General features: G+C 38.6%; 19 protein-coding genes, 1 pseudogene and 1 other annotated feature. Of the genes and pseudogenes, 16 read left to right on the forward strand and 4 right to left on the reverse strand.

Features of this window, described 5'->3' with window-relative positions; translation table 11 throughout:
- Positions 1-331 precede the first annotated feature (331 nt).
- Positions 332-1774: a SwmB domain-containing protein gene (locus tag C3F22_RS02095; RefSeq protein WP_104425806.1), complete on the forward strand. Its 1443-nt coding sequence runs from the start codon at positions 332-334 to the stop codon at positions 1772-1774.
- A 63-nt stretch (positions 1775-1837) separates the two neighbouring features.
- A complete protein-coding gene (locus C3F22_RS02100; protein ID WP_104425807.1) occupies positions 1838-3169 on the forward strand; it encodes a type I secretion C-terminal target domain-containing protein in 1332 nt (443 codons plus the stop codon).
- A 103-nt stretch (positions 3170-3272) separates the two neighbouring features.
- Here the strand turns inward: C3F22_RS02100 and C3F22_RS02105 are convergent, their stop codons facing one another.
- Both C3F22_RS02105 and C3F22_RS02110 read right to left on the reverse strand, forming a co-directional pair.
- Entirely contained in the window at positions 3273-3728 is a 456-nt protein-coding gene (locus C3F22_RS02105; RefSeq protein ID WP_104425808.1) for a hypothetical protein, read from the reverse strand.
- 82 nt (positions 3729-3810) lie between these two features.
- Positions 3811-4419, reverse strand: a complete 609-nt coding sequence (locus C3F22_RS02110; protein WP_034170083.1) for a DUF805 domain-containing protein — start codon at positions 4417-4419, stop codon at positions 3811-3813.
- 525 nt (positions 4420-4944) lie between these two features.
- Here C3F22_RS02110 and C3F22_RS02115 point away from each other — a divergent pair.
- The 12 genes and pseudogenes from C3F22_RS02115 to C3F22_RS02170 all read left to right on the forward strand — a co-directional run bounded on the left by C3F22_RS02115 (position 4945) and on the right by C3F22_RS02170 (position 20578).
- The gene (locus C3F22_RS02115; protein WP_171284713.1) at positions 4945-5535 is read left to right on the forward strand and encodes a DUF4142 domain-containing protein; all 591 of its coding nucleotides are present in this window, start codon (positions 4945-4947) and stop codon (positions 5533-5535) included.
- Positions 5536-6300: 765 nt separating this feature from the next.
- Positions 6301-7233 carry an IS5 family transposase gene (locus tag C3F22_RS02120; RefSeq protein WP_034439484.1) on the forward strand — a complete coding sequence of 311 codons (933 nt, stop codon included), beginning with the start codon at positions 6301-6303 and terminating at the stop codon, positions 7231-7233.
- Between the two features lie 426 nt (positions 7234-7659).
- Positions 7660-9444, forward strand: a complete 1785-nt coding sequence (acbA, locus tag C3F22_RS02125) for an acinetoferrin biosynthesis protein AcbA (protein WP_104425810.1) — start codon at positions 7660-7662, stop codon at positions 9442-9444.
- A complete protein-coding gene (gene acbB / locus C3F22_RS02130) occupies positions 9437-10918 on the forward strand; it encodes an acinetoferrin biosynthesis monooxygenase AcbB (protein ID WP_104425811.1) in 1482 nt (493 codons plus the stop codon). The genes acbA and acbB overlap by 8 nt, the downstream gene beginning before the upstream one ends.
- A complete protein-coding gene (gene acbC / locus C3F22_RS02135; RefSeq protein WP_004281756.1) occupies positions 10915-12732 on the forward strand; it encodes an acinetoferrin biosynthesis protein AcbC in 1818 nt (605 codons plus the stop codon). The genes acbB and acbC overlap by 4 nt, the downstream gene beginning before the upstream one ends.
- 27 nt (positions 12733-12759) lie before the next feature.
- Entirely contained in the window at positions 12760-13398 is a 639-nt protein-coding gene (gene acbD / locus C3F22_RS02140; protein ID WP_104425812.1) for an acinetoferrin biosynthesis acetyltransferase AcbD, read from the forward strand.
- On the forward strand, positions 13395-13766 hold the full coding sequence (gene actB / locus C3F22_RS02145) for a protein ActB (protein ID WP_004281762.1): 372 nt from the start codon (positions 13395-13397) through the stop codon (positions 13764-13766). The genes acbD and actB overlap by 4 nt, the downstream gene beginning before the upstream one ends.
- Complete coding sequence (locus tag C3F22_RS02150; protein ID WP_004683789.1) at positions 13763-14998, forward strand: MFS transporter; 1236 nt, start codon at positions 13763-13765, stop codon at positions 14996-14998. Before actB ends, C3F22_RS02150 begins: the two co-directional genes overlap by 4 nt.
- A gap of 9 nt (positions 14999-15007) precedes the next feature.
- The gene (locus C3F22_RS02155; protein WP_103800922.1) at positions 15008-17278 is read left to right on the forward strand and encodes a TonB-dependent receptor; all 2271 of its coding nucleotides are present in this window, start codon (positions 15008-15010) and stop codon (positions 17276-17278) included.
- Positions 17279-17329: 51 nt separating this feature from the next.
- A complete protein-coding gene (gene actD / locus C3F22_RS02160) occupies positions 17330-18556 on the forward strand; it encodes a putative acinetoferrin export transporter ActD (protein ID WP_068517851.1) in 1227 nt (408 codons plus the stop codon).
- 363 nt (positions 18557-18919) lie between these two features.
- Positions 18920-19309 (forward strand): annotated as a pseudogene (locus C3F22_RS02165) (HAD family hydrolase); the annotation flags it as partial.
- A gap of 49 nt (positions 19310-19358) precedes the next feature.
- Positions 19359-20578 (forward strand): IS3 family transposase gene (locus C3F22_RS02170; RefSeq protein WP_104425813.1). Its coding sequence is split into 2 segments (ribosomal slippage): positions 19359-19635 and positions 19635-20578, totalling 1221 coding nucleotides; the frame shifts between segments, so codons are not numbered across the junction.
- Positions 19634-19750 (forward strand) — a sequence feature (AL1L pseudoknot). Its footprint overlaps the gene before it by 117 nt.
- 308 nt (positions 20579-20886) lie before the next feature.
- Here the strand turns inward: C3F22_RS02170 and C3F22_RS02175 are convergent.
- The gene (locus tag C3F22_RS02175; protein WP_004753992.1) at positions 20887-21153 is read right to left on the reverse strand and encodes a hypothetical protein; all 267 of its coding nucleotides are present in this window, start codon (positions 21151-21153) and stop codon (positions 20887-20889) included.
- Positions 21154-21317: 164 nt separating this feature from the next.
- On the opposite strand from C3F22_RS02175, the gene C3F22_RS02180 reads away from it, so the two are divergent.
- On the forward strand, positions 21318-21647 hold the full coding sequence (locus C3F22_RS02180) for a hypothetical protein (protein ID WP_228203566.1): 330 nt from the start codon (positions 21318-21320) through the stop codon (positions 21645-21647).
- 15 nt (positions 21648-21662) lie between these two features.
- On the opposite strand, the gene C3F22_RS02185 is transcribed toward C3F22_RS02180, so the two are convergent.
- Positions 21663-22810, reverse strand: a protein-coding gene (locus C3F22_RS02185) for an IS3 family transposase (RefSeq protein WP_104425814.1) whose coding sequence is annotated in 2 segments (ribosomal slippage) — positions 21663-22564 and positions 22564-22810 — 1149 coding nt in all. Because the reading frame shifts where the segments join, the coding sequence is not laid out codon by codon here.
- A 286-nt stretch (positions 22811-23096) separates the two neighbouring features.
- On the opposite strand from C3F22_RS02185, the gene C3F22_RS02190 reads away from it, so the two are divergent.
- A complete protein-coding gene (locus tag C3F22_RS02190; RefSeq protein ID WP_068517820.1) occupies positions 23097-23312 on the forward strand; it encodes a helix-turn-helix domain-containing protein in 216 nt (71 codons plus the stop codon).
- Positions 23313-23315: the final 3 nt, after the last annotated feature.

Consider the following 23315-nt stretch of genomic DNA (forward strand, 5'->3'; position numbering starts at 1 on the left):
TAATTATAATTCACAAAAACATATTTGCCATATTTTAATATCTATTTATTAAATCTAGCTAAAATATTAAAATTCAACAGCTTAATTTTATAATAAGTTTTTAATTTATTTATTTCACTATGTTTTCAATATTTGGTAACAAGTTAAAGATAACATTTTTCAGATTCTCATCCCTTGATTTTGATGCTATGTATTTCACGTTTAATTAAGCAATAAATAAATTATAAAAAAGGATGGGAATAATATGGCGAATATACAGATATTGTCGGCAGAAAATGGAGAATTAATTCAGGATATTAATACTAATATTTTGAATTTAACCTAAAAATCAGTGATTAAGGTAAATGCCACGATTGATGAAGTGGCAAAAATTACGCGTCAAGGTAATTTGGCTGTTATCCATTTTAAAAATGGTGAAACTATTACGATCGAAAATTATTTTGATTATGTAGTGAATGATAATCGAATCGTTTTTGAGCATGAAGGCCAATTGTACTGGGCGGAATTTACCGATGAAAATGGGGTAATGCTCGATACGATTCAATATCACCCGCTTACAGGAGATCTGGCTGAGAGTGGAACCGTAGGTGCGGGTGTTTTACCTTGGCTGGGTGGGGCACTGGCTCTAGGAGCTATTGCGGCAGCGGCAGGTGGAGGCTCATCCTCAGGAAGTAGTTCGGATAATCGGGATATGAGTCCGCCGAAGTTAACCGGCGTCATTGTAAATGAAGAAGGCCAGCTTGAACTGAGTTTCGATGAAAATATAAATGGTTCAAATCCACGCGCTGAAGATTTCACAGTGGTGGTGGATGGAGAAGAAATTCCCGTCACCGATATTATTGTACAAGATGATAAGATTATCCTGATTACGGAACCAGAGATCCGGGACGGACAAGAAGTTACGGTTGAATATCAGGATAGTACACCTGACGATAATCAGGGAATTAAGGATTCAGAAGGGAATGTATTAGAAGATCTGGATTCAGATGATGTGGGGGGAGTGCAGAATCCGGATATTAGTGGGCCCGTACTTTTAGCTGTCGAAGTGAATGCTGATGGTAACATCGAACTCAGTTTTAACGAAACTTTAGATGCAGATAATTTACCTCCTTTAGATAGTCTGGTCGTTACAGTGGGTACCGCACCAGATCAAACTACGGTCGATGTGATTAATATTGTTGCCGATGGAAATACCTTAACGCTAATTACCAGTCCGGTGATTGCAGCAGGTCAGACTGTCAGTGTGGAATATACCGATCCAACTGCTGGGAATGATGAGAATGCGATTCAGGACTTGGCAGGGAACGATGCTGCAAGCTTTAGCACAGTGGATCTACCCAACGGAGTTGTAAATAATTCAGAACGTTTACTGAATCTTACCGATGATAATGTGTCCGCAATTTTGGAAGGATCACAAGATGCGACTGTAGTGGCAACATATAGTGATAGTAGTGGTATCGACGTGCTCAATGGCACTTCGGAAGTTGCCGTAGTCGGTTTTACGATTGAGAAAAATACTTCTAGTGTAGTGATCGCTGTACAGCAAGAAAATCTGGTTGGCTTGGCGAATGCCTTTACTTTCGTGGTACGTAATACAACCACTGGCGAAGAATTTGAGGTCGCTTCAGCAAATACCAGTCAAGGCGGCTTGATTGCTGGTGCATTGGGACTGGAGCTACTGGGTGAAGTGGCAGATACTCAAGGATTGAAGCTAGATATTAATGACTTGCCTGCTGGAACCTATGAAGTCTCTGTATATGGTGATTCTTCATAATTAGCAGATATCCTGACCACTATAGATCTAGCAAGTTTAGGGGATAACACGGTTAACAATCTGGTGTCAGATACCGTATTAGGTCTACTGGAAGCTACCTTGACTGGCCAAAATGCTGATCCTCGTGGAATTCTGGAGCAATTGACACTTCGTGAGTTATCGGATTTAACTACAGGTTCTTCTGTACCAATTATAAATACTTTAACCACAGCAGTTGATTCAGTTTTGTCATTGGCTCTGGATAACATACTAGTTCGCCCAATATTAGGTGATGTATACAATACTTCCGTAGGGAGTTTACTTGCAGGAAATGGAGGCGGGGCATTAGGATTCCTATTAACTACCTTAGGACTGGGTACAGCATTAGATGCGCTTCTAAATGGAATTTTAGAAGGGGTAGACGGTGCAGGCCAGGCATTATTCGATAACCTGGTAGAACCATTAGTTAGCGATATTTTGCTAGATACCGTGCTTGAAGATACTGGCCTGACGACTGGTTTAAATACCTTACTAGGATCATTAAATACATTGCTGAGTACTTTAGGGCTGGGTGATGTTTTATCTGCTGTTGATGGCTTGATAGACCTGATCGCTCAAGAAGCCTTAAGTAATCCATTAATGCTATTTGGTGGAACCACTGCTGAAGTCTACGAAGTTAATAGAGAAATCTACCGTGCAACAGGCAATATTCAGGAAACTTCAGCCGACGGCACACAAGCGGAAAATTGGGCGGGTGGCGTATTAACTGAGATTAATGGGCAGCCAGTAACTTTCGATTTAAGTGATGAGGGAGATAACTTTACCCTTATCGAAGGGACGTATGGTGAGCTCAAACTCTATGAAAATGGTAATTTCAGTTATGAATACAATAGTTCAGTAGGACAGAGCCCATTACTCAGTGAGGTATTTGAATATACAGTAACGCGTAATGCGGGACAGGCCGATCAGGAAAGTGCTTCAGCAAGTCTGGTGATTAATATTGATCGCGTAAACCAGATTCTTAACTATGCTGATGATCCAGCAGATAACCTGTTACAGGGTGGCGCAGGTGATGACATCCTGACGGGTGGTGCAGGAGCAGACACAGCGATCTATTATTTACTGAATAATGCTGATGCAACAGGCGGCAATGGTACAGATACCTGGACTGACTTCAATGCAGTTGAAGGTGATACCATCGATGTCTCTGCATTATTAAGTGATCAGGCAGTAGATGCATCAAATCTGGGGAACTATATCACGCTCGAACAACGTGGAGATGATACAGTCGTGACGATCGATCGTGATGGTTCCGATACCGATACCACCTTTGCGCGCGCTGATTTGCTGATATTGCAGAATGTAGACAGTGCAACTTTACAGCTGGATGACATCATTAAATATAATCCAATCTAACCAGAAGTTTTTAAAATGGATTATTCATAAAAATTTATGATGTCATTGAACTTCAATTAAAAAATCCCGCTTGATGCGGGATTTTTTAATTTTACATGGGCATTTAAAGTGTTAAAAACCAGATAGAAGCAGCAATGACGACAATTAAGATAACCAGAAAGATTTTTAGATTGGTTTTAGGATACGTGGTGCTCAAGCTTGCTTTCGTAATTTCCTGACCTTCAGGATCATACAGAATCACCTTTTGTGCACTATTTTCATAACCTAACTCTAGCAAGGCACGCTGTTCAAGAGCTGTCAGACCCTCTTCAGGCATATCCATAACTTGCAGCAGCGTTGTAGAGCCCCAAAGTTTTTGAACAATTGAAGTAGATACCAGCTGTTTTAGGGTTTCTGAGGCAGCCTTAAAGTCGGCAATGATGCTGCGTTCATGAGCATAGGGAACGGAAGGGACCATTGTTTGCACAATCGTGCCCTCATTGTCCATCAGTTGCATTTTATCTTTATAAATTTGCACCCATATTGCATTGGGAAGTTTGGATAACTGATCTTGCAGCATGAATTGCCCACGTATTGCTTTGATATTAAATTAAATAATCTATAAACATATCCCGTATCAAGACGGGATATGTAATGTTCCATTACTTGGCAGGAGCGCCATATTCATTATTTTCTTTTTTGGTATCACTTGCCCACCAGATGATGAGTAAAATTATTCCTATCCCTGTAAGCACAAGCAATTGCCACCATCCAGAGCGTCCAATGTCATGCAAACGACGCGCCCCTACAGCCAGACTTGGGAGTAAAAGAGCTAAATTTAGCAGGCCATTCACCAAAGGTTTGGTCCCTAAAACTGCATCAATGACTTCACTAATAATGCCTAAAATTACACAAAACAGCATAAAGAACCAAAATTCTTTACGGCGTGCACGACCAGAAAAATTTGCATAATTGGTTAGACATTTTACAAACCAGTCGATACTGCTATAATTCTCTTCAGCCTGATCCAGATTGGAATATTTGTTAATCTGATTGCTAATGCTTTCTCCCAGATGAATCGAGCTGCCCAAAGCCAGATAAATATCTGCTGCCTGACCGGTTGAGTTAACAATAAAATCAACCCGGTCACCGCGTGATGGAGGGCGTTGTCCACGCCAGTCTGCACCGCTAAAACTGTAGCGGTTGTGATCATCCCCTGTGATAAAACCCGTATTATCTTGAATAGAAAAATCCAGGATGGAACCTTTCATAAGCCCTCTCTATTTATCTTCTGGCTATTATGGATTTGTATAAATATTATTCATATATGGCTGATAGTAGCATAGGAAATTTAGTTTGAGATCAAGCTTTTATAAAAATATTTAGGTAATAAATTTTCACTATCTAAAGCTAGAAATTCTGATTAATAAGAAGTTGATTTAGCTGATAATGAATAGTTTAATTAAATTTAGATTTTCTTAATTTTTTGAATAAAAAGCAATAATTCAAGGGAAGAAAAACTGAAGTAAATTTAATAAAGCTAAGAATATACTAAGATTTATAAAAATAATTTAAATCAATAACTTAATTAATTTTAGTATTTTACTCAATATGAATATATTGCGAATTTTTACGTAGAGTTTGAATAAGAAACTAATCCTCAACAGACTTTGCTTAAGTTAATAAACGCTTATATATTAATCTCATAAAACGACTTAAACATTACACTGTTTTTAAGCTAATTCACCTATTTTATAAAGGCATTTTTAATTAATAAAACATTAAAGGGTGCCATGATGAAAGCTATTCCAATGAAGAAGATGATTAACTGTGTTGCGATGAGTGGTGTATTGCTATTCACTGCTGGGCAAACGATGGCAATGAATCAGCAATCTTCAACTGCTGCTCAAGCAAATTCTAAAGCATCAAATGACAGCCGAATGCATTTAACCGAGAGTCAAGTGATTAAGGTTGTAAGTACGGTCAATAACGGTGAAATCAAACAGTCAAAAACAGCCTTGCCAAAACTTAAAACAGATGACGCACGTAAGTATGCGCAAATGATGATTAGCGAACATACAGCGAATGAGAAAAAAGGTCAGGCTCTGGCAGACCGTTTAAAATTAACTCCGCAAGCAAGCAGTCTCAGTACGGCATTGCAAAGTGATAGTGACAAGATTGTTACTGACCTGAGCAAGCCATCTGCAGCTGATAAAGACTATATGATGAGCCAAGTTGAAGTACATCGTAAAGCCCTGAACACTTTGGACACACAATTGATTCCAAATGCGAAAAATGCGGAATTAAAAAGCATGTTGACGCAAACCCGTACTGCGGTAGCGACACATCTGAAAAAAGCTGAACAAATCGTTGAAAAGATGAAATAAGTTGAGCATTCATCCAATAAAAAAACCGCCATTTTAGGCGGTTTTTTCGATCATAATACTTTATATATCCGTAAGACGACACATCGCTTGTCATTTTGCTATACGTAAAATCAATATGTTAAGCATAATTGTGACAATCAATGACATTATCTTGTGACACAACCTGTGTCATTATGGAATAAAAACGACACAACGTATGTCATTATGAGAAGTTTATGTACGATAGATTTTTTGGAAGATACTAAAATTATTAAGATTACATGTTCACGATATGGAAAATGTATTAATAACCGCTTAGATACCTATCTGCTCTAGAGTTTAGATGAAATACATAATACTTTGGCGAATAGCTTAATAATTAAGTGTGTAATGTGATAAAGCATTAAAAAAACCCAATCGGCTATGATTGGGCTTTAATATAACTATAAAATTTATTTGTGTTTTACAAAAAGATCTCTAGGGTTAACTGTCCCAATTAAAGTTCGAAATTGATCATTGTCTATAATTTTCTGTGTAAATTCATTAAGAGAATTATGTAGCTGAAACCGAGCCCAAGGATTTAAAAATAAATTACTTTCTAAGCGCTCAAGTGAATAACAATCCACATTTTCAAAGAACCATATACCACTAACCCTAGTATTAGTAGGCTTTCCGTTATATAGCCATAAGCCATCTCCAGAAAAAACTATTTCTGAGATATTAGTTTCTTGAGGCTTTGTTGCACAAAGCTGTTCTTAAGGACTCCTTCGGCAATATAATTTCCAAATGAAGAAGCCTACATACAAAATCTACCGCACAACCAATTGGCCCGCATATAACCGAGCTCTCATTAATCGTGGGAATATTGCCATTTGGTTCGATCCAAAAACACAATGGTATGCAGAACCTCAAGGCAAACAAGGTCGAAGTCAAACCTACTCCGACATAGCGATTCAATGCTGTTTGATGATCAAATCTCTATTTAGACTCACTTTACGCATGGTCACTGGCTTTGTTCAGAGCCTCATTAAACTTTGTAGATTAGATTGGACAGCGCCAGATTATTCGACTATTTGTAGAAGACAAAAGCATATTGATATTGCGATAAGCTATCAGAAAAGTCGTGATGGTCTCCACCTACTCGTCGACTCTACTGGCTTGAAGTTTTTAGGTGAAGGTGAATGGAAACGTAAGAAACATCAGCCTGAATATCGTCGCCAATGGCGTAAACTTCACATTGGTATAGATGCTGAAACGCTGCAAATACGGGCCGTTCAGCTCACGACAAACAATGTCAGTGATTCACAAGTACTCGAAGATTTACTTGATCAAATTCCACTTGATGAGCAGATTGATTCTGTCTATACAGATGGTGCTTATGACACGAAACACTGCAGAAAAGTCATTTCAGATCGACAGGCACATGCGGTGATTCCGCCAAGAAAAAATGCGAAGCCCTGGAAAGACAAAAAGCTGAGATCTTTAGAAAGAAATGAATTGTTGAAAACGTTTAAATGCCTAGGAAGAGCAATTTGGAAAAAGTGGTCTGGGTATCATCGCCGAAGCTTGGTAGAAACCAAGATGCATTGCATCAAATTATTGGGAGATAAACTCAGTGCACGGAGTTTTCAAAGCCAGGTGAATGAGATTCATGCACGTGTGGCAGTATTAAATAAATTTATGGAATTAGGCCGAGCTCATACCCAAGTTGTCACTTAAATTTAAACAACTTAGGAAAGCTCTATCTTTAAAATCTTTATGCAACAAAGCCCCATCAACCATTAAATCCGTATACCCCATTTTTTGACATATTAGATTTTTGATGTGGGGAAATATTACATTTGAGACTATTTAAAAATTTTATACATCTATAAAAACTATTGATGGCTACAAGCTGATCATTTTATTTAATGAGAATTATTTATTATCTTTTTGTATCTTTACTGAGCAATATTCCTTGTTAAACAAAATAAATTCAATGATTTAGTGTTGTTTTTCTAGGTTCTTTTATGGAATTGAAATAGTAAATGATAATAATTATCATTAGTTCTATCTTAACTACAAACTCCCTTGTACTTAAGATGTGTTTCAGGCCTAAAACATTTCGAAAAACAAATTAACTCTTTTGAAAGAGGATATCGGCAGATGCATTCACTTGCTAATCGGTTGGCGTTACAACATTTCGTCAATGCATATACGCAAGAAACTGGCAAAGGTCACTTGCTTCATAAAAGTCAGCAATCTCTTCAACTACAGACGTTTAGCCAAGGTTTGACGCTGTTATCAATACCGATTACCTCTATTCAAGCACGTTGCTTTTTCCCTTTATCTTATGTGAGCTGTGTGGGGCGACATCGCTTAGCAGATCTTCCGCAAATTATCATCGATGAAAAAATTAAGGTATTTAGTCCTGTAGCAATTGTTGGGTTGTTGCTAGAAGAACTTGTTCAAGAAGCCGCTGTTCGTCTAGATGCTGCTTCATTAGTTGAAAAATGGATTCAAAGTCGAGATGCGCTACAACAGTTTTTACAAAATCGTGAATATGAATTTGATGATTTAGTAAAAGCAGGGCAAAGCTTTATTGAAACAGAGCAAGCTTTGATTTTAGGGCATAGTATGCATCCCGCGCCAAAAAGTAGGACAGGCTTTGTTCATGAAGATTGGTTAAACTTTTCTCCTGAAAATAAAGGTAAGACTCAACTTCATTATTGGCTAGTGCACCAAGATTATATTGCAGAAGGTAGTGCGACTGATGAACCTATTGCAGCGCAATTAAAAACTGCGTTACAGTGGTATTTATCTGAAAGTGATCTCAATTTATTAAAGACACATGCGGAATATAAGTTACTTCCTTTACATCCATGGCAAGCGCGTTATTTACAGGGCAAAGCTTGGTTTGAACGATTAAAGCAAACAGGGCAACTGATTGATTTGGGCTTGCGTGGTTGGCAATTCTCTCCAACCACTTCCATACGCACATTAGCGAGCTTCAATGCACCTTGGATGATGAAGCCGTCACTTTCAGTGATGATTACCAATTCTATTCGAGTGAATTTGGCCAAAGAATGTCATCGTGGTGAATTGACACATCGTCTGTGGCATAGTGAGTTTGGGCAAAATATTCTTAAACAGTGTCCAAGTCTAAAAGCAGTCAATGATCCAGCTTGGATCGCTTTAAAAATCGATGATGAAGTGATCAATGAAAGTATTTGTATTTTCCGAGATCAACCATTCCATCCACAACAACAAGTCACTTGTATCGCATCTTTGTGCCAAGATCATCCGATCAAGCCTTTAAATCGTTTTAATGCCTTATTTGCAAAAATTGCGAAAGCCCATCCTGATGCTGAAGTTTCAGAGATTGCTTCAGATTGGTTTAATCGGTTCCTCGAAGTCAGTTTGCAGCCTTTGATGTATCTATACCATCGTTATGGTATGGCATTTGAGTCACATCAACAAAATGTATTATTAGAACTCGAAAACCATTTTCCTAAAACTTTATGGTTACGTGATAACCAAGGTTTTTATTATATTGAAGAATTTGCCACTGAAATTCTGCAAGCACTTCCTGAACTGAAAGAAAAAGCCTTTGCGGTAGGTCCGAAAGCTTTTGTTGATGAACGTTTTACTTATTATTTCTTTGGCAATACTTTGTTCGGGATTATTAATGCCATCGGTGCAACAGGCTATATCACTGAAGATGAATTGTTAGCGCATCTAACTGGATTTTTAGAAGAGCAATTACAGCAATATCCTGAGAGTACCTTAATACAAGGACTACTGTTCAATTCAACGCTGCCTTATAAAGGCAACTTGCTGACACGTTTGCATGAATTAGACGAGTTGATCGCACCTGTAGAAAATCAATCTGTTTACGTGCAACTGCCAAATCCACTGCGTATTTCACAGAAGGATGTCAGTTATGCTTGATTTTATTGGAATTGGTCTAGGACCTTTTAATTTAAGTCTTGCTAGTTTGCTACAAAACAAAAGCTCACTCGATTACGTATTTTTTGAGCAAAAGGCGCAATTTGATTGGCATGCAGGTATGCAACTACCTAATACGGTATTACAAGTGCCATTTATGGCAGATTTAGTCTCGATGGTTGATCCAACCAGTCCATTTAGTTTTTTGAATTATCTGCGTCATCAGCAACGTTTGTATAAGTTTTACTTTTTAGAGCAGCCACATATTCCACGTTGTGAATACAACCACTATTGCCAATGGGTTGCAGAACAACTTGATTGTATCGAATACCGGTCGCAGGTTCTAAAGATTGAACCTCAAACGATAGGTTTTAAAGTAGTCGTTGAATCAAACGGTGTTCAGCAAAGTTATTTATGCCGTCATTTAGTGATTGGAAGTGGTAATGTGCCATATTTGCCTGAATGTTTGGCAAAGATTCAGAAAGTCCGTCCACAACAATGTCTGCATTCAGCACAGTATATGACGCATGCCGATACAGATTTACATGGCGATGTGGTCGTACTTGGTTCTGGACAATCTGCAGCTGAAGTGTTTATCGACTTATTTGATGAACAGCAAGATACTGTTAATCATCAGTTTGATTTGCATTGGTTTACTCGTTCTCAAGGTTTCTTCCCGATGGAGTATGCGCCATTAGGTTTGGAACATTTTAGTCCAGATTATGCACAGCATTTTTATGATTTGACTGCGCAGCAAAAGGAACAGCAGTTAAAGCAACAAGCCTTGTTATACAAGGGAATTAGTGCAAAAACCATTCGGGAAATTTATCAAAGACTTTATCACCGCAGTATTGCAGGTCAAAGCTTACAGACACATTTACATAGTCAATGTGATTTGAAAGATGCAGAAGCATTGGATACACAAAAAATCCGACTGCATTTCCAGCATCGTGCTACAGCTCAGTCTTTTCATCTCGACTGTGATTTTCTTGTAGCCGCGACGGGTTATTTCACGCCTGATTTTGGTTTTATGCAGTTGCTCAAGCCATACATCGAGTTTGATCATAAACAGCGTTGGCAGATTACAGACGACTATCGTGTTGTACATCGGCTGAATGGTCATATTTTTGTTCAAAATCAGGAAATGCATAGTCATGGTGTCGGCACACCTGATTTAGGTCTTGGTGCTTATCGTGCAGCAAAGATCATTAATCAATTGCTTGCTGAGCCTCTTTATGAATTAGGCAATCAAGCGCAGACATTCCAACACTTTAATCTCTCTCAAAATCCAAAAATTTGTATGGCAGATGACAAAGCACAATCAAACGAGTGCCTTTGCGAAAATTCTCCCAATAAAAACCATTCAATTTTCAAGAAAACAGAACAGAACGTGATGACGGCGCATCCTAATCGTCGTGGTGCAAACACACGTACACAAACTGCTTCTGTACATTCAACATATGAGAAACTGATATGAACTTTGCAACTTTAAAAATTAATCAGCAGCAATGGCGTGCCGCAGGACAACGTCTTATTGAAATGGCGATTGCAGAGTTTCTATACGAAGAAATTATTGAAGTTAAAGCATTGTCAGCAGGGCGTTATCGTTTAGATTTAGGCAATCGTCAGTATGAGTTTCAAGGAAATCAATATCTACTCGGACACTGGAATATTCAGGAAGCTTCGGTACGTGATGTGACTCATAGTCAGGAAAATGATCAACCTGCTTGGAACTTACATGAGTTTATTGTCGCAATGTCTGACAGTTCTAATGTTAAGCCATTTACCAAAGCGTATTTGATCAAAGAAATGAATAATACTTGGCTGGCAGAAGCACATTTGTTCAATGAAACACGTTTGCCAAGTATAGCGGTTTTGACAGAGCCACATTACAAAGTTGAAGGCATGCTACGTGGTCATCCTTGGCTCATCATGAGTAAAGGGCGTATGGGTTTTGGTTATGATGATTATTTAAGCGCTGCACCAGAGCTTTCACCTGAAGTTAAAGTGTTGTGGTTAGCCGTACATCGTGATTTAGCAGAGTATCGAAGTACTGAAGATTGGAGTGCCTGCGGTTTATATCAACATGAATTTGATGCCAATGAACTACAGCAGTTCATCAATATTCTCCAAGAAAAAAACCTAGATCCACAAAATTACTTTTTGATTCCCGTACATGCTTGGCAATGGCATCAATGGCTTGTTCCGACTTATGCCAATGAGATTGTGGATCAGAAAATTATTGAGTTAAATATCAGCCAAGATAGCTATGTGCCGATGCAATCAATCCGAACATTATGCAATACGTCAAACCTACAACGCCATTACATTAAGTTGCCTGTCAGTATTTTTAATACCGCTGTTTATCGTGGATTACCCTCAAAGCGTAATCTAGCAGCTCCAGCAGTGACCGCATGGTTAAAAAGAATTCATCAACAAGATCAAGACTTACAAAATACAGGTGTGATTTTCTTAGGTGAAGTTGCGACTTTAACTATCCATCAGCCGTGTTTTGACCGCATTGACGGTGCACCGTATCAATTTAAAGAGCTGTTCGGTTGTTTATGGCGTGAAAGTGTTGATCGTTATGTTGATCCATCTCATCAAGTGTTATCTCAAGCAGCATTGTTACACCGTGATATTTCAGGTCAATCGATCCTGAGCGTGTTGATCCAAGCATCAGGTTTAAGTCCTTTGGATTGGTTAGCACAATTTGCTCAAGTAAGCATGAGTCCATTATTACTTTGCTTATATCGTTATGGTTTAGCATTTTCACCACACGGTGAGAACACAATGTTGGTACATGAAAATGGTGTGCCGAAAGCAATGGTATTAAAAGACTTCATTGACGACATCAATTTAGTGGATGAGGATTTTCCTGAGTTAACTCAGTTACCATCTGAAGCAGATTTATTACTCCGTCACGAAGCGACCGATCTAAGCCATTTTATTTTCACAGGTCTGTTCATGGTGCATTACCGTTATATCTGTAATGTGTTCTTGCAAGACTATCCTGAATATTCTGAGCTTGATTTTTGGCAGACCATTTCCAACACGATTGTTGAGTTTAACCAAAAACATCCAGAACTGGCTGAACGTGCTGATAAATTCGCCATGCTGCGTCCAAGTTACACCAAAATTTGTCTAAACCGTGTACGTCTATTTACCACAAGTTATAACGATGAAGCAGAACGTCCTGTTCCTGTCTTCCTTGATCCTATTGCAAATCCAGTTAGCCCAGAAACATTGAAAACATGGGCAGAACAACCACGCCAAGCTAAAGCGGGCTAATTTTATTCGTCATTTTATAGGTTCGATATGAAAACTATCTCTCAGCAATTACCAGATTATTTTAAATACTTTGAAGATGGTACACAGTACTACTTACGCCAAGTGCAATATCCACAGGATATTCCTTTATTACATCAATGGATGCATGAGCCACATGTAATTCCTCAGTGGCAGTTAAATAAATCGGAACTAGAGTTACAAGTTTACTTCGACAAAATGTTAGCAGATGACCATCACCGTTTATTAATCGTTGGAATTGATGGCAAAGATGTGGGCTATACCGAAATTTATGAAGGTAAACGAGATCGTTTAGGCCGTTATTACGATGGTGATGACAATGATCTCGGTTGGCATCTCCTGTTTGGTGACAAATCTGTGTTTGGCAAAGGCTTCTTGCGACCAACCATTCGGTTACTCAGCTTTTACATTTTTGAACATTCGAAAGCTAAAAAAATTGTGGGTGAGCCAGATCATACCGTTAAACCATATGCAGCAGTAGTGGCAGAGCTTTGTTATGAAAGCCAACGTTTAATACCGATGCCTGAAAAAACAGCGATGTTGTACTACTGCTTCAGAGAAACTTTCTATAACAAGTTTGGGGATTATTACCAAACATCACAACAACAGCTAGCTAATCAGCCAGCCAAACTCCTGAGTGTTACATGAGCTTATATATCAATGAAATGCATATCTTAGACATGCGCTTTGCGGCGAATGTCTCTGTTGCAGAATTTGAACAATGGTTAGCACGGATTCAGCACTATTTCGAACATCAGCGAAATTTTGTGTTGATCATGCAAACCGATGCAAATACAGAATTTCCGGAGGAATATAGAGCAATCCAAGGCAAATGGTATAAGCAATATAAACAAGATTTTTACCAATATTGTTTGGGTTTTGCTCGTATTGCTCAAGATGAAGAAGATCGTATTCGATTGGATACACCAGCTCTGCACAAAGCTTGGCATGTTCCATATTTTGTGAGCGTAGATAAAGCTGAAGCCACACAATGGGCTTTGCAGAGGTATTTATGAATCAAAATTCATTAAATATTCAGAAAGTCTCAGCCTTGAGCCTGAGTGTCGTGGTGGTTTTATATCTCGCGCATGCCTTACCACTGTATTTTTATAATGTGGCCTTACCTGCGATTCTGCGTCATCAAGGCGTAGATTTACGTTGGATTGGCATGTTGTCGCTGCTCTATATTCCTTGGGCATTCAAGTTTTTTTGGGCACCACTAATTGATCGTTTTTATTTCAAAAAACTCGGTAAACGTAAAACTTGGCTTTTGTTTACGCAAATAGCTTTGGTGTTGGGGGTCGTTGCTTTGGCACTTACCCAATTCGATTACGGTCTTGGTGTATTTGTTATTGTCGGTTTATGGATTTCAACTTTTGCTGCAACTCAAGATATCGCAATTGATGGCTATACGGTCGAAACCTTTTCAGAATCTGAGTATCGACTAGGCAGTATGGCGCAAAGTATAGGTGTTGCGCTTGGCAGTATGGTTGGTGGAGCAGCAACTTTATGGCTGTATGAGCTTTATGGTTGGCAAACTGCACTGATTTCCTTAGCCGCTATGACAGCATTGACGATGTTGGCTATTTTCCAGATTAAAGAAAAATCAAATGTAGAGAAAATCTCAAAACAGCCGCCAAGTCTGATCCGTGCATTTAAACGTCCAGAAATGTTATGGGCATTAGCCTTGATCGTATGTTATCGAATTGTCGAAGCACCAGCTATGGCGATGCTGAATCCGATGCTGATTGATCAGAAATGGTCGTTGTCACAAATCGGCGTGCTGATGTCTGTAATAGGTGCAGGGATTGGATTATTAGCCGCTGTTTCAGCTGCATTTTTATTAAAAAAAATAGCCGCAACACAATTGCTGATCTGGGCTGGTTGGGCACGCAGTTTGGTTTACGCCTTGTTGGGTGTTGCAGTTTTACTCAGTTGGTTGAATCAATGGCATTTACTTCTTGGTGGCTTTGTCATTGTCATTCTTGCCATCCGCTATATCGCAATGACAGCCTTATATGCACATTTCATGCAGACCAGCTCCAAAGAACAAGCTGGTACTGATTTTACGATTTTAGTTTGCTTCGAACTATTGGTTTATTTCATTGGCGGTGCAGTCTCAGGTTTCTTAGCCAAAGCATTTGGTTATGGAAACTTCTATCTCATTCTCGCAGTTTCATCCGTTTTAAGCGTGTTGCTTAGTCAACTGCTTATTCGCAAAGCAAAACAAACGCAACAACTCATCTAGGGGTCATTTATGAAAGTTCGTTCACTTTCGACATCATTAACACTGCTCAGCTTGGCGATCAGTACGCAACTTTATGCTCAAAATGTCGAGCAGACTTCAACCGTAAATCAAAGTGCAACGGTTGAGGCTGAGAAGCCAACTCAACTGGCACCGATTGTTATGACAGCAACTCGCTCAGCTCAAAGTATCGCTGAGATTGCGGGAACTGTTTACAGTATTAGCCAAGAAGACATTGCAAAACAAGCTGCTGCTGGTAAAAGTACCGCAGATATTTTAGGACTGTTGGTTCCATCTTTAACACCAAGTTCAGGTACGACCAGTAACTATGGGATGACCATGCGTGGTCGTACAGTACAATATATGATTGACGGTGTTCCGCAAACGGGTTCAAGAGATAGTTCACGCCAATTAAATAGCATTAGCCCAGACATGATTGAACGTGTTGAAGTCGTGTCAGGTGCAAGTAGTATTTATGGTGCAGGTGCTACAGGTGGGATCATCAATATCATCACCAAAAGAGGTTCGGGTGATGGTGTAAATTTTGAAACCAAACTCGGCGTTACTTCAGGTGATAATTTCAAAAGTGATGCTTTAGCTTATGAAGCGTTTCAGTCTGCATCATTTAACCAAGGGGATTGGAGTGGTTTCTTAGGTGCTAGCTATACACAACGCGGTGAAATTCAAGATAGTCGTGGTGATCGTGTAGGTCCAGAAGTTGCACAAACAGATCGTCAAGATACTGAAACTGTAGATGTGAATGGTCGTTTAAGCTGGCAGTTGGCAGATAAGCAAAAATTAAGTATCGGTGCGCAATACTATAATGATGAGCAGGACAGTGAATATGGCGCTGATTATGGTCCAGGCTTATCTGTTTTACTTCTAGGGGCAAAACCTAGTCAAAAAGCTGTAAAAGGTTTAGAGCTTGATACTCAACCACGTACTAAGCGCAGTGCAGTAAATGCACAATATGAAAATCAGGATTTTCTTGGTCAGACTTTAAATGCAGAGGCCTATTATCGTACTGAAAAAGGGCGATTCTTCCCAAGTGCAAATGCTTTAGCACATGCATCCATTCCAGGTGGAAGAACATTTATTGTTACCCAATCAGAAACAGATATTGATGTTTTTGGTGCTCGTTTAGCACTTCAAAGTAAGCTCAATCTGGCAGAACGTGCATTAAATCTAACTTATGGTGTGGATTACGATAAGGAAAATGGCAAACAAACAGCACAACTTTATGATCTAAATACTTTTATGAGTAGTAATGGTCTTAAGTTTAAGCCTTTAAATAATTATGCTTTTGGTCCTGAGGTAGATACTGAAAAGCTTGGTTTCTTCTTACAAAGTCAATTTGAAGCAACTGATCGCTTAAATCTACAAGCTGGTATTCGTCATGAGCGCATCGATAGTGATGTTAAAGACTCAGTTCCATATTCTGAAGCAATGGTTGCCGATTTCGTTCCAACATACCAAGCTAAAACTTTAAAAGGTGGTTCAGTTAAGCATGATGCAACACTCTTTAATGTAGGCGCACTTTATCATTTAACTGATGCACAACAGGTGTTTGCAAATTTCTCGCAAGGTGCAAATTTACCTGATGTACAACGTATGCTAAGAGATGTTCCTGCAAACTTTGTCGTAAGTAACCAAACAATTGATCCAATCAAAGTAAATAGTTTTGAGTTGGGCTGGCGTCTACAAGATGATGCATTAAGCACAGGGATCACGGCGTTCTATAACAAATCTGATAAGTCATTGAAATTTGGTCCTCCAAGTTTTGCAATTGAAGTTATTGATACAGATGAACGTGTGTATGGTGTTGAAGGTAATATCAAATATACCGTTTCAGATGATTGGAATGTAGGTGGGACTTTAGCTTATACACGTGGTCAGTTCAAAAACTCAAATGGTAAATGGCAAGAGTTAGATGCAATTCGTGTAGCACCTTTGAAAGCAACGGTTTATTCAGACTGGCAATTCAATGATGGTTTAGGTTTACGAGTACAAGCTTTGGCTATTGATGGCACGGATGAAGCGCGTAAAGATGCGATTGCGAATGGTAGTACTCGTCCACCAGCAGAAATCAAAGGTTTTGCAGTGATGGATGTGATTGCCAATGCAAAAGCAGGTCCAGGGACATTAGGTTTTGGTGTATATAACGTGTGGAATACGGACTATAAGTCTGTTTATAGCCAAGCAGTTTCAACGGTTTACGGCGATATTTCGAGCTTGGCTGCTCAAGGTCGTACCTATGGTTTGAGCTACACTCTCAAGTACTAATCTTATCCAAAAGGCATCTTTTAGATGCCTTTTCTTTTGATGAATTCCATGATGAACAATCATTTAAAATTTTTAGCTTTGGCTGCGTTAATCAATGGAACGTGTTTTTCCATGATTCTTCCTTTACTGGCACCTTTGACTCGACAGCTACATTTATCCGAATTCCAAGGTGGAGTGATCGTTTCAGCAGGAGCGATCTGTATGGCGATTGCATCTATTCTGATTGCCAGAGGGGAAAAAATACAGACTCCTTATCAATTAATGAATTATGGTTTCTGGGGCATGACCATTACTTGGGCTATATTTACAGCGATTCTTTATTGGGGAATACAACAAACATTACCCGTAATGATAGTTTTTGCTTTGTTGGTGATTAGTCGAGCAAGTACTGGTGGTTTTATGGCTATGCCACAAATAGGTCTACAAAGTTATGTCATGCAACATGTCACAGAGGAACAACAACGCAGTCAAAAAATGGCAATGTATGGTGCGATGAATAGTTTAGGTATGATCGTCGGCCCATTTCTAACTTCAGTGTTATTGTTCGGTGGAATTTTATTGCCAATGTGGATTGCAGTTATTTTATTGGTGATTTTTAGTTTGATTATCACAATGTATTTTAAACATGATGAGGGTAAACAAAACACAATATTGGATCAAAAACAGCCTGTAAAAATAGAGCATTCATTTTCATTAAAACCAGCTATTCCTTGGCTTATTTTAGGATTTACTACCTATATGGCTATCGTGACGCTCAATATGACGGCAGGTTTTTATATTCAAGACCATTTTCATTTAAGCTCACAACAAAGTGCGATTTATTTTTCCCAATGTATGCTCATTGTTGGTTTTAGCTTAGTGATTACTCAGATCCTGATTGTAAAAGTACTTCATTTAAAACTGAAAGCTTTGGTATTGGTGGGTACGTTTAGCATGGTTATTGGACTCATCCTATCTTTAAGTGCAATCCATATTTGGATGTTTCAAATAAGTTATTTATTTTATGGGGTCGGAGTGGCAACCCTTTTGCCTGCATTTACCACAGGGGCGGCTCAATCTGTTACGCAAGCTGCTCAAGTCAAAATGGCAAGTATTTGTACAGCTACTCAAGCGATTGGTCTCATTGTGGCGCCTTTACTGAGCACTTTTCTATATCAGTTCGGCATTCACTTACCTTTTTATTTACTCTTAATATTGATGGTCACAGTGGCGGTCTACTTGTTGATCATATCCTATTCAAATCAGAATACGATGATAAGCAATAAGGTTAACTCCTAAATCAAATATGCTTGAAAGACAGAGAATATTAAATTTTTATGATTGCAGTCTCGTAATCAATTCTTAGATGATTATTTTTAGTTGGACGTTTGATCTAGGCGTATGGATATTCATTCTGCAGTTTATTCACATTTTCTATCCAAGGGGACTTCCTAAGACAAAAAACATAAAACCTATTTATAAAAAATGTCAATCACAATACCTTTCATAATGCAAATTTTTTGACCAATACTATAGGTATTCGATAAATATTTTAAATGTATGGTTAAAATTTAATCATTTTTATTTCATTTATTTACAACTTGGATTATCACAAATTTTATTCGGTATGCTAAAGATCGTGATAACAATCAAGGAGTAATAATGCTGATTTTTCATGATTATCCTGTCCATGGGGCGATCTTTGATATGGATGGCACAATGTTTGATACTGAGCGATTACGCTTTCAAACATTAAAACAAGCCTCTCAAGAACTCATTGGACAGGAATTCTCTGATGATTATTTGATGCAATGTCTAGGATTAAGTGCAAAAACAGCAGAACAACTCGCACAAAAAATTTATGGAACAGAAGTTCCTTATCAGACAATTCGTAAACGTGCAGACGAATTAGAGCTTGAGTTTGTACGAAATCAGGGGGTACCGATTAAAAAAGGATTGGTACAAGTGCTAGAACGACTGAGAAAGTCTGGACTTAGAATGGCTGTTGCAACATCAAGTCGCAGAGCGATCGCTGAAGAGTATTTGATTAATGAACCGTACCGGGTTTGTCGGAGAGTCAATATTCTGAGAGACTACCCCGATGACAAAATTAAAATATACCCCTGAAATCAGAGAAAAAGCGGTTCAATTACTAATTGAATCTGAAAAAGATTATCCTTCTACTTGGGCTGCAATCACAGCAATTGCGCCTAAGATTGGTTATACTCCTGAAACACTTCGTGCCTGGCATCAAAAGCATTTAGATCAGCAAAATCCTATTAAAGTACAACAGATATCTGATCAAGAAAAAATGAAGCAAATGGAACGTGAAATTAAAGAATTAAAGCGTGCCAATGAAATTCTACGTAAAGCAGCCGCTTTTTTCGCCCAGGCGGAGCTCGACCGCCCACACAAATAATGGTGGATTTCATCCATAACAATAAAGATCGATATGGTGTTGATGCGATTTGTAGGATTTTACCGATCGCAGCTTCAACCTATTACCGAACTTTAGATCTCGCGGACAATCCAGAACATCGAGCGAAACGAGATCTACATGATGAGCATCATGCTGAACAAATTAAACGAATTTGGAAAGAAAGTTCAGGTCGATATGGTGTGCGTAAGGTCTGGCAACAATTGAAACGTGAAGGCTATATTATTGCACGTTGTACAGTTGCTCGATTGATGCAGAAGCTAGGTATACAAGGTGTTTGGCGTGGTAAGAATAAACAAACCACCCGTAGCCGAGATGATCAAAAAAGAGCAGATGATTTAGTGAAACGTAATTTTAATGCTGATCATCCTGACCAACTGTGGGTGAGTGACTTTACGTATATTCAAACTCATTCAGGCTGGGTCTATACCGCCTTTATTATTGATGTGTTCTCACGAGCAATTGTTGGATGGAAAGTATCGACACGGATGAATACAGATATGGTGCTCGATGCATTAGAGCAAGCCTTGCACGATCGAGGCATGCCAAAGAATGTGATTCATCATTCCGATAGAGGTGTTCAATATCTTTCTATTCGCTATACCAATCGTTTAGAAGCAGCAAATTTACGAGCATCAGTCGGTACAACTGGTGATTCATACGATAATGCTCTGGCTGAAACGGTGAATGGCTTATACAAAACAGAGGTGATTGAATATTTAAAAGCAGATTGGCAAGGTTTAGCAGATGTACAACTTGCGACACTAAACTGGGTAGATTGGTTCAATAAAAAGCGTGTACACAGTGCACTGGGTTATGTATCGCCTTTTGAGTTTGAAGCAATGTACTATGATAAGATTAACCCGTTAGGTCAGGTGGCCTAACTTAAATAAAAAAGTCTCCGACAAACCCGGTACGGTTCAGTTTTTGAAAAAACTGTTTTATAAGACATATCTGTTTATCCAGAAGTAATCCTATTCTCAATAGATATTTGAGAATGAGTTAATCTGTACTATTACGATTGAATAGCACTTACTTGACTGGTGACGATATAGAGAAGATACTATGATTCTCAGGTCTTTATATGCTTCTATATAAAGTCACAAACGGATCCTTTTGGGGTCCGTTTTTTATTGATTTTTGGTTTAGTTTTTCATGATGACTCCATAATAATTTTTTGAAAAATGAAAACTTAGTGGTTATGGTTCGGATCTAAAGATGAGTTTCTTTGGTTTGCTAGCCATGTAGCAACATCTTTTACTAACGCATATTTTCCACGACGATTTGGGAAAGTGAAAATAGGAATAGGAACAGTTTTACGTGTTAATGCTTGACGAAAAGCATCTGTGGTTTTGTAACCTAAAGCAATTCTTAGAGCATCATCAGCTATTAGTGGGCCATAACGGTCAAATAGCTCTTTTTCTATTGTTGTTGCATCAACGATGAAATGGTTTTGCATAGGGTGTCTTGTATTGTCCTGTCACAACAGAAGCATATATCTTTTAAAAAAAGTTGTGTAGAAAGTAAAAAGAGCTCAATCTTTTACTCTATACAAATTTCTAATTTATTGTTTTTAAATTATAAATAACTATAACTAGGATTTTTTTTGAGATTGACTAAAAAATGAAAAATACAAAAATGGAAAAAAGAAGTGAGTTAGATATCGTTCGAGTTTCATTATGGTATTGGTATATCAGGGTCAATTTATCTAAAAATTCAGATTATCAAATTGAAAAAGTAATTGAGCCAGATGCTTTTAATAAAAATAAGCATGGTGATGCTTATCATAATAATAAATGGCGAGGTTATCGCTTAGGTAAACATACTCCAAGTCCTATACTTATAGGCCAAGCAGAATCTCATGTACAAGGCAGCTCTATGCTTCTTAAACATACTCTTTGGCAAGTCATGAATAACTCCATTAGTATTGAATCGCTGTTAAGTGATGAGTGAATAGCCACCAAAATTCTAGACACACATAACCATCTTTTGATGGGCCTTTTCATAATCTAATGGAGAACGCTGACCATTGGAACCATGTCTGCGTTTTGAGTTATAGAACATCTCTATATATTCAAAGATATCCGACCTTGCTTCAGTTCTTGTCACATAGATTTTCTTCTTGATCCTCTCTCGCTTTAACAGCTGAAAGAAGCTCTCAGCAACAGCATTATCATGGCAGTTTCCACGCCGGCTCATACTGCTTTCAAGGTTGTGATGCTTGAGAAATGTCTGCCATTCATGACTGGTGTATTGGCTACCTTGATCAGAATGAATCAGGACTTTGTTCTTTGGGCTTCTTCGCCACAAAGCCATCAGTAGAGCATCTAAAACCAGATCTGTTGTGATTCTCGACTTCATAGACCAGCCAACGACTAGCCGTGAGAATAGGTCGATTACTACTGCAAGATACAGCCATCCTTCATGAGTGCGAATATAAGTGATGTCAGTCACCCACAACTGGTTGGGCTGGGTGGGGTTAAACTGTCTGTCTAAAGTATTTCGAGCCACAATCGATGGAGTACTAACATTAGCTCTAGGTTTGCGATAGCCACGCTGTGACTTGAGACCATTCGCCTTCATGAGTCGATGTACTCGATTGATACCGCAACTTTCGCCAACGTCTTTCAAATCACAATGAATCTTGCGATAACCGTAGACTCCGCCAGATTCCAACCAGAACTGTTTAATTAATCCTGAAAGCTGTTGCCGCTTCCTCGCAGTTATACTGGTAGGTTTCTTTAACCAGGCGTAATAACCACTGTGATGAACATCTAACGTTGAACATAAACGACGAACAGACCATATATGTTGGTTGTCCCGAATAAAGGCGTACCTCATTTGGACTGGCTTGCGAAGTACACCGCGGCCTTTTTTAATATGTCCCTTTCTTCAGTGACCCTTTGCAGCTCTTTTTTTAATTTCGCTAATTCTGTAGTTGGATCACTAGATTCTGTTGTCTTGGGCTGCTGTGGATCATAACGTTTGATCCAAGCATACAGACTATGTGTAGTGGTTCCTAAATGTGTAGCAACTTCAGCCACACTATGACCTTTCTCAGTGACTTGTTTTACTGCTTCAATTTTGAATTCTTCAGGGTATCGTTTACTGCTCATAAGCACCTCGTTAATTAGCCATTTTATCTAACTAAAAGGTGTCTACAAAATCGGTGGCTATTCATGCCACGCTAATTTGATATTCCTGACAAATCTGTTCGATAGAGGCACCTGCTAAATGTTTTTTAACAATGCTATTGATTTGAGTTACAGAAAATTTTTGCTTCACATTGAGTTCCTAAACTATCGTTCAATCATTATCCAAAATAAAAAAATCAATAAACAGATAGGGTTAAGTTGAAATATCCTATTTTGGGATATTTTTAATTGTAACTGATATTGAGCCATGCGCTCAATACACGATCCTAGGTATCAAGACCTAATTAAAAAACTTATAGAACTGCGTGAGTCTAAAAATGTGACTCAGGTTGAGCTTGCCCAGCGTTTGGGTAAGCCTCAGTCTTATGTGTCTAAAGTTGAAATTCTAGAAAGACGTTTAGATGTGATTGAGTTAATGGATTGGCTAAATGCACTAAATACTGATTTATCTAGCTTTATTTAAAGC

This window comes from Acinetobacter sp. ACNIH1, from assembly GCF_002934695.1.
Taxonomy (GTDB): Bacteria; Pseudomonadota; Gammaproteobacteria; order Pseudomonadales; family Moraxellaceae; genus Acinetobacter; species Acinetobacter variabilis.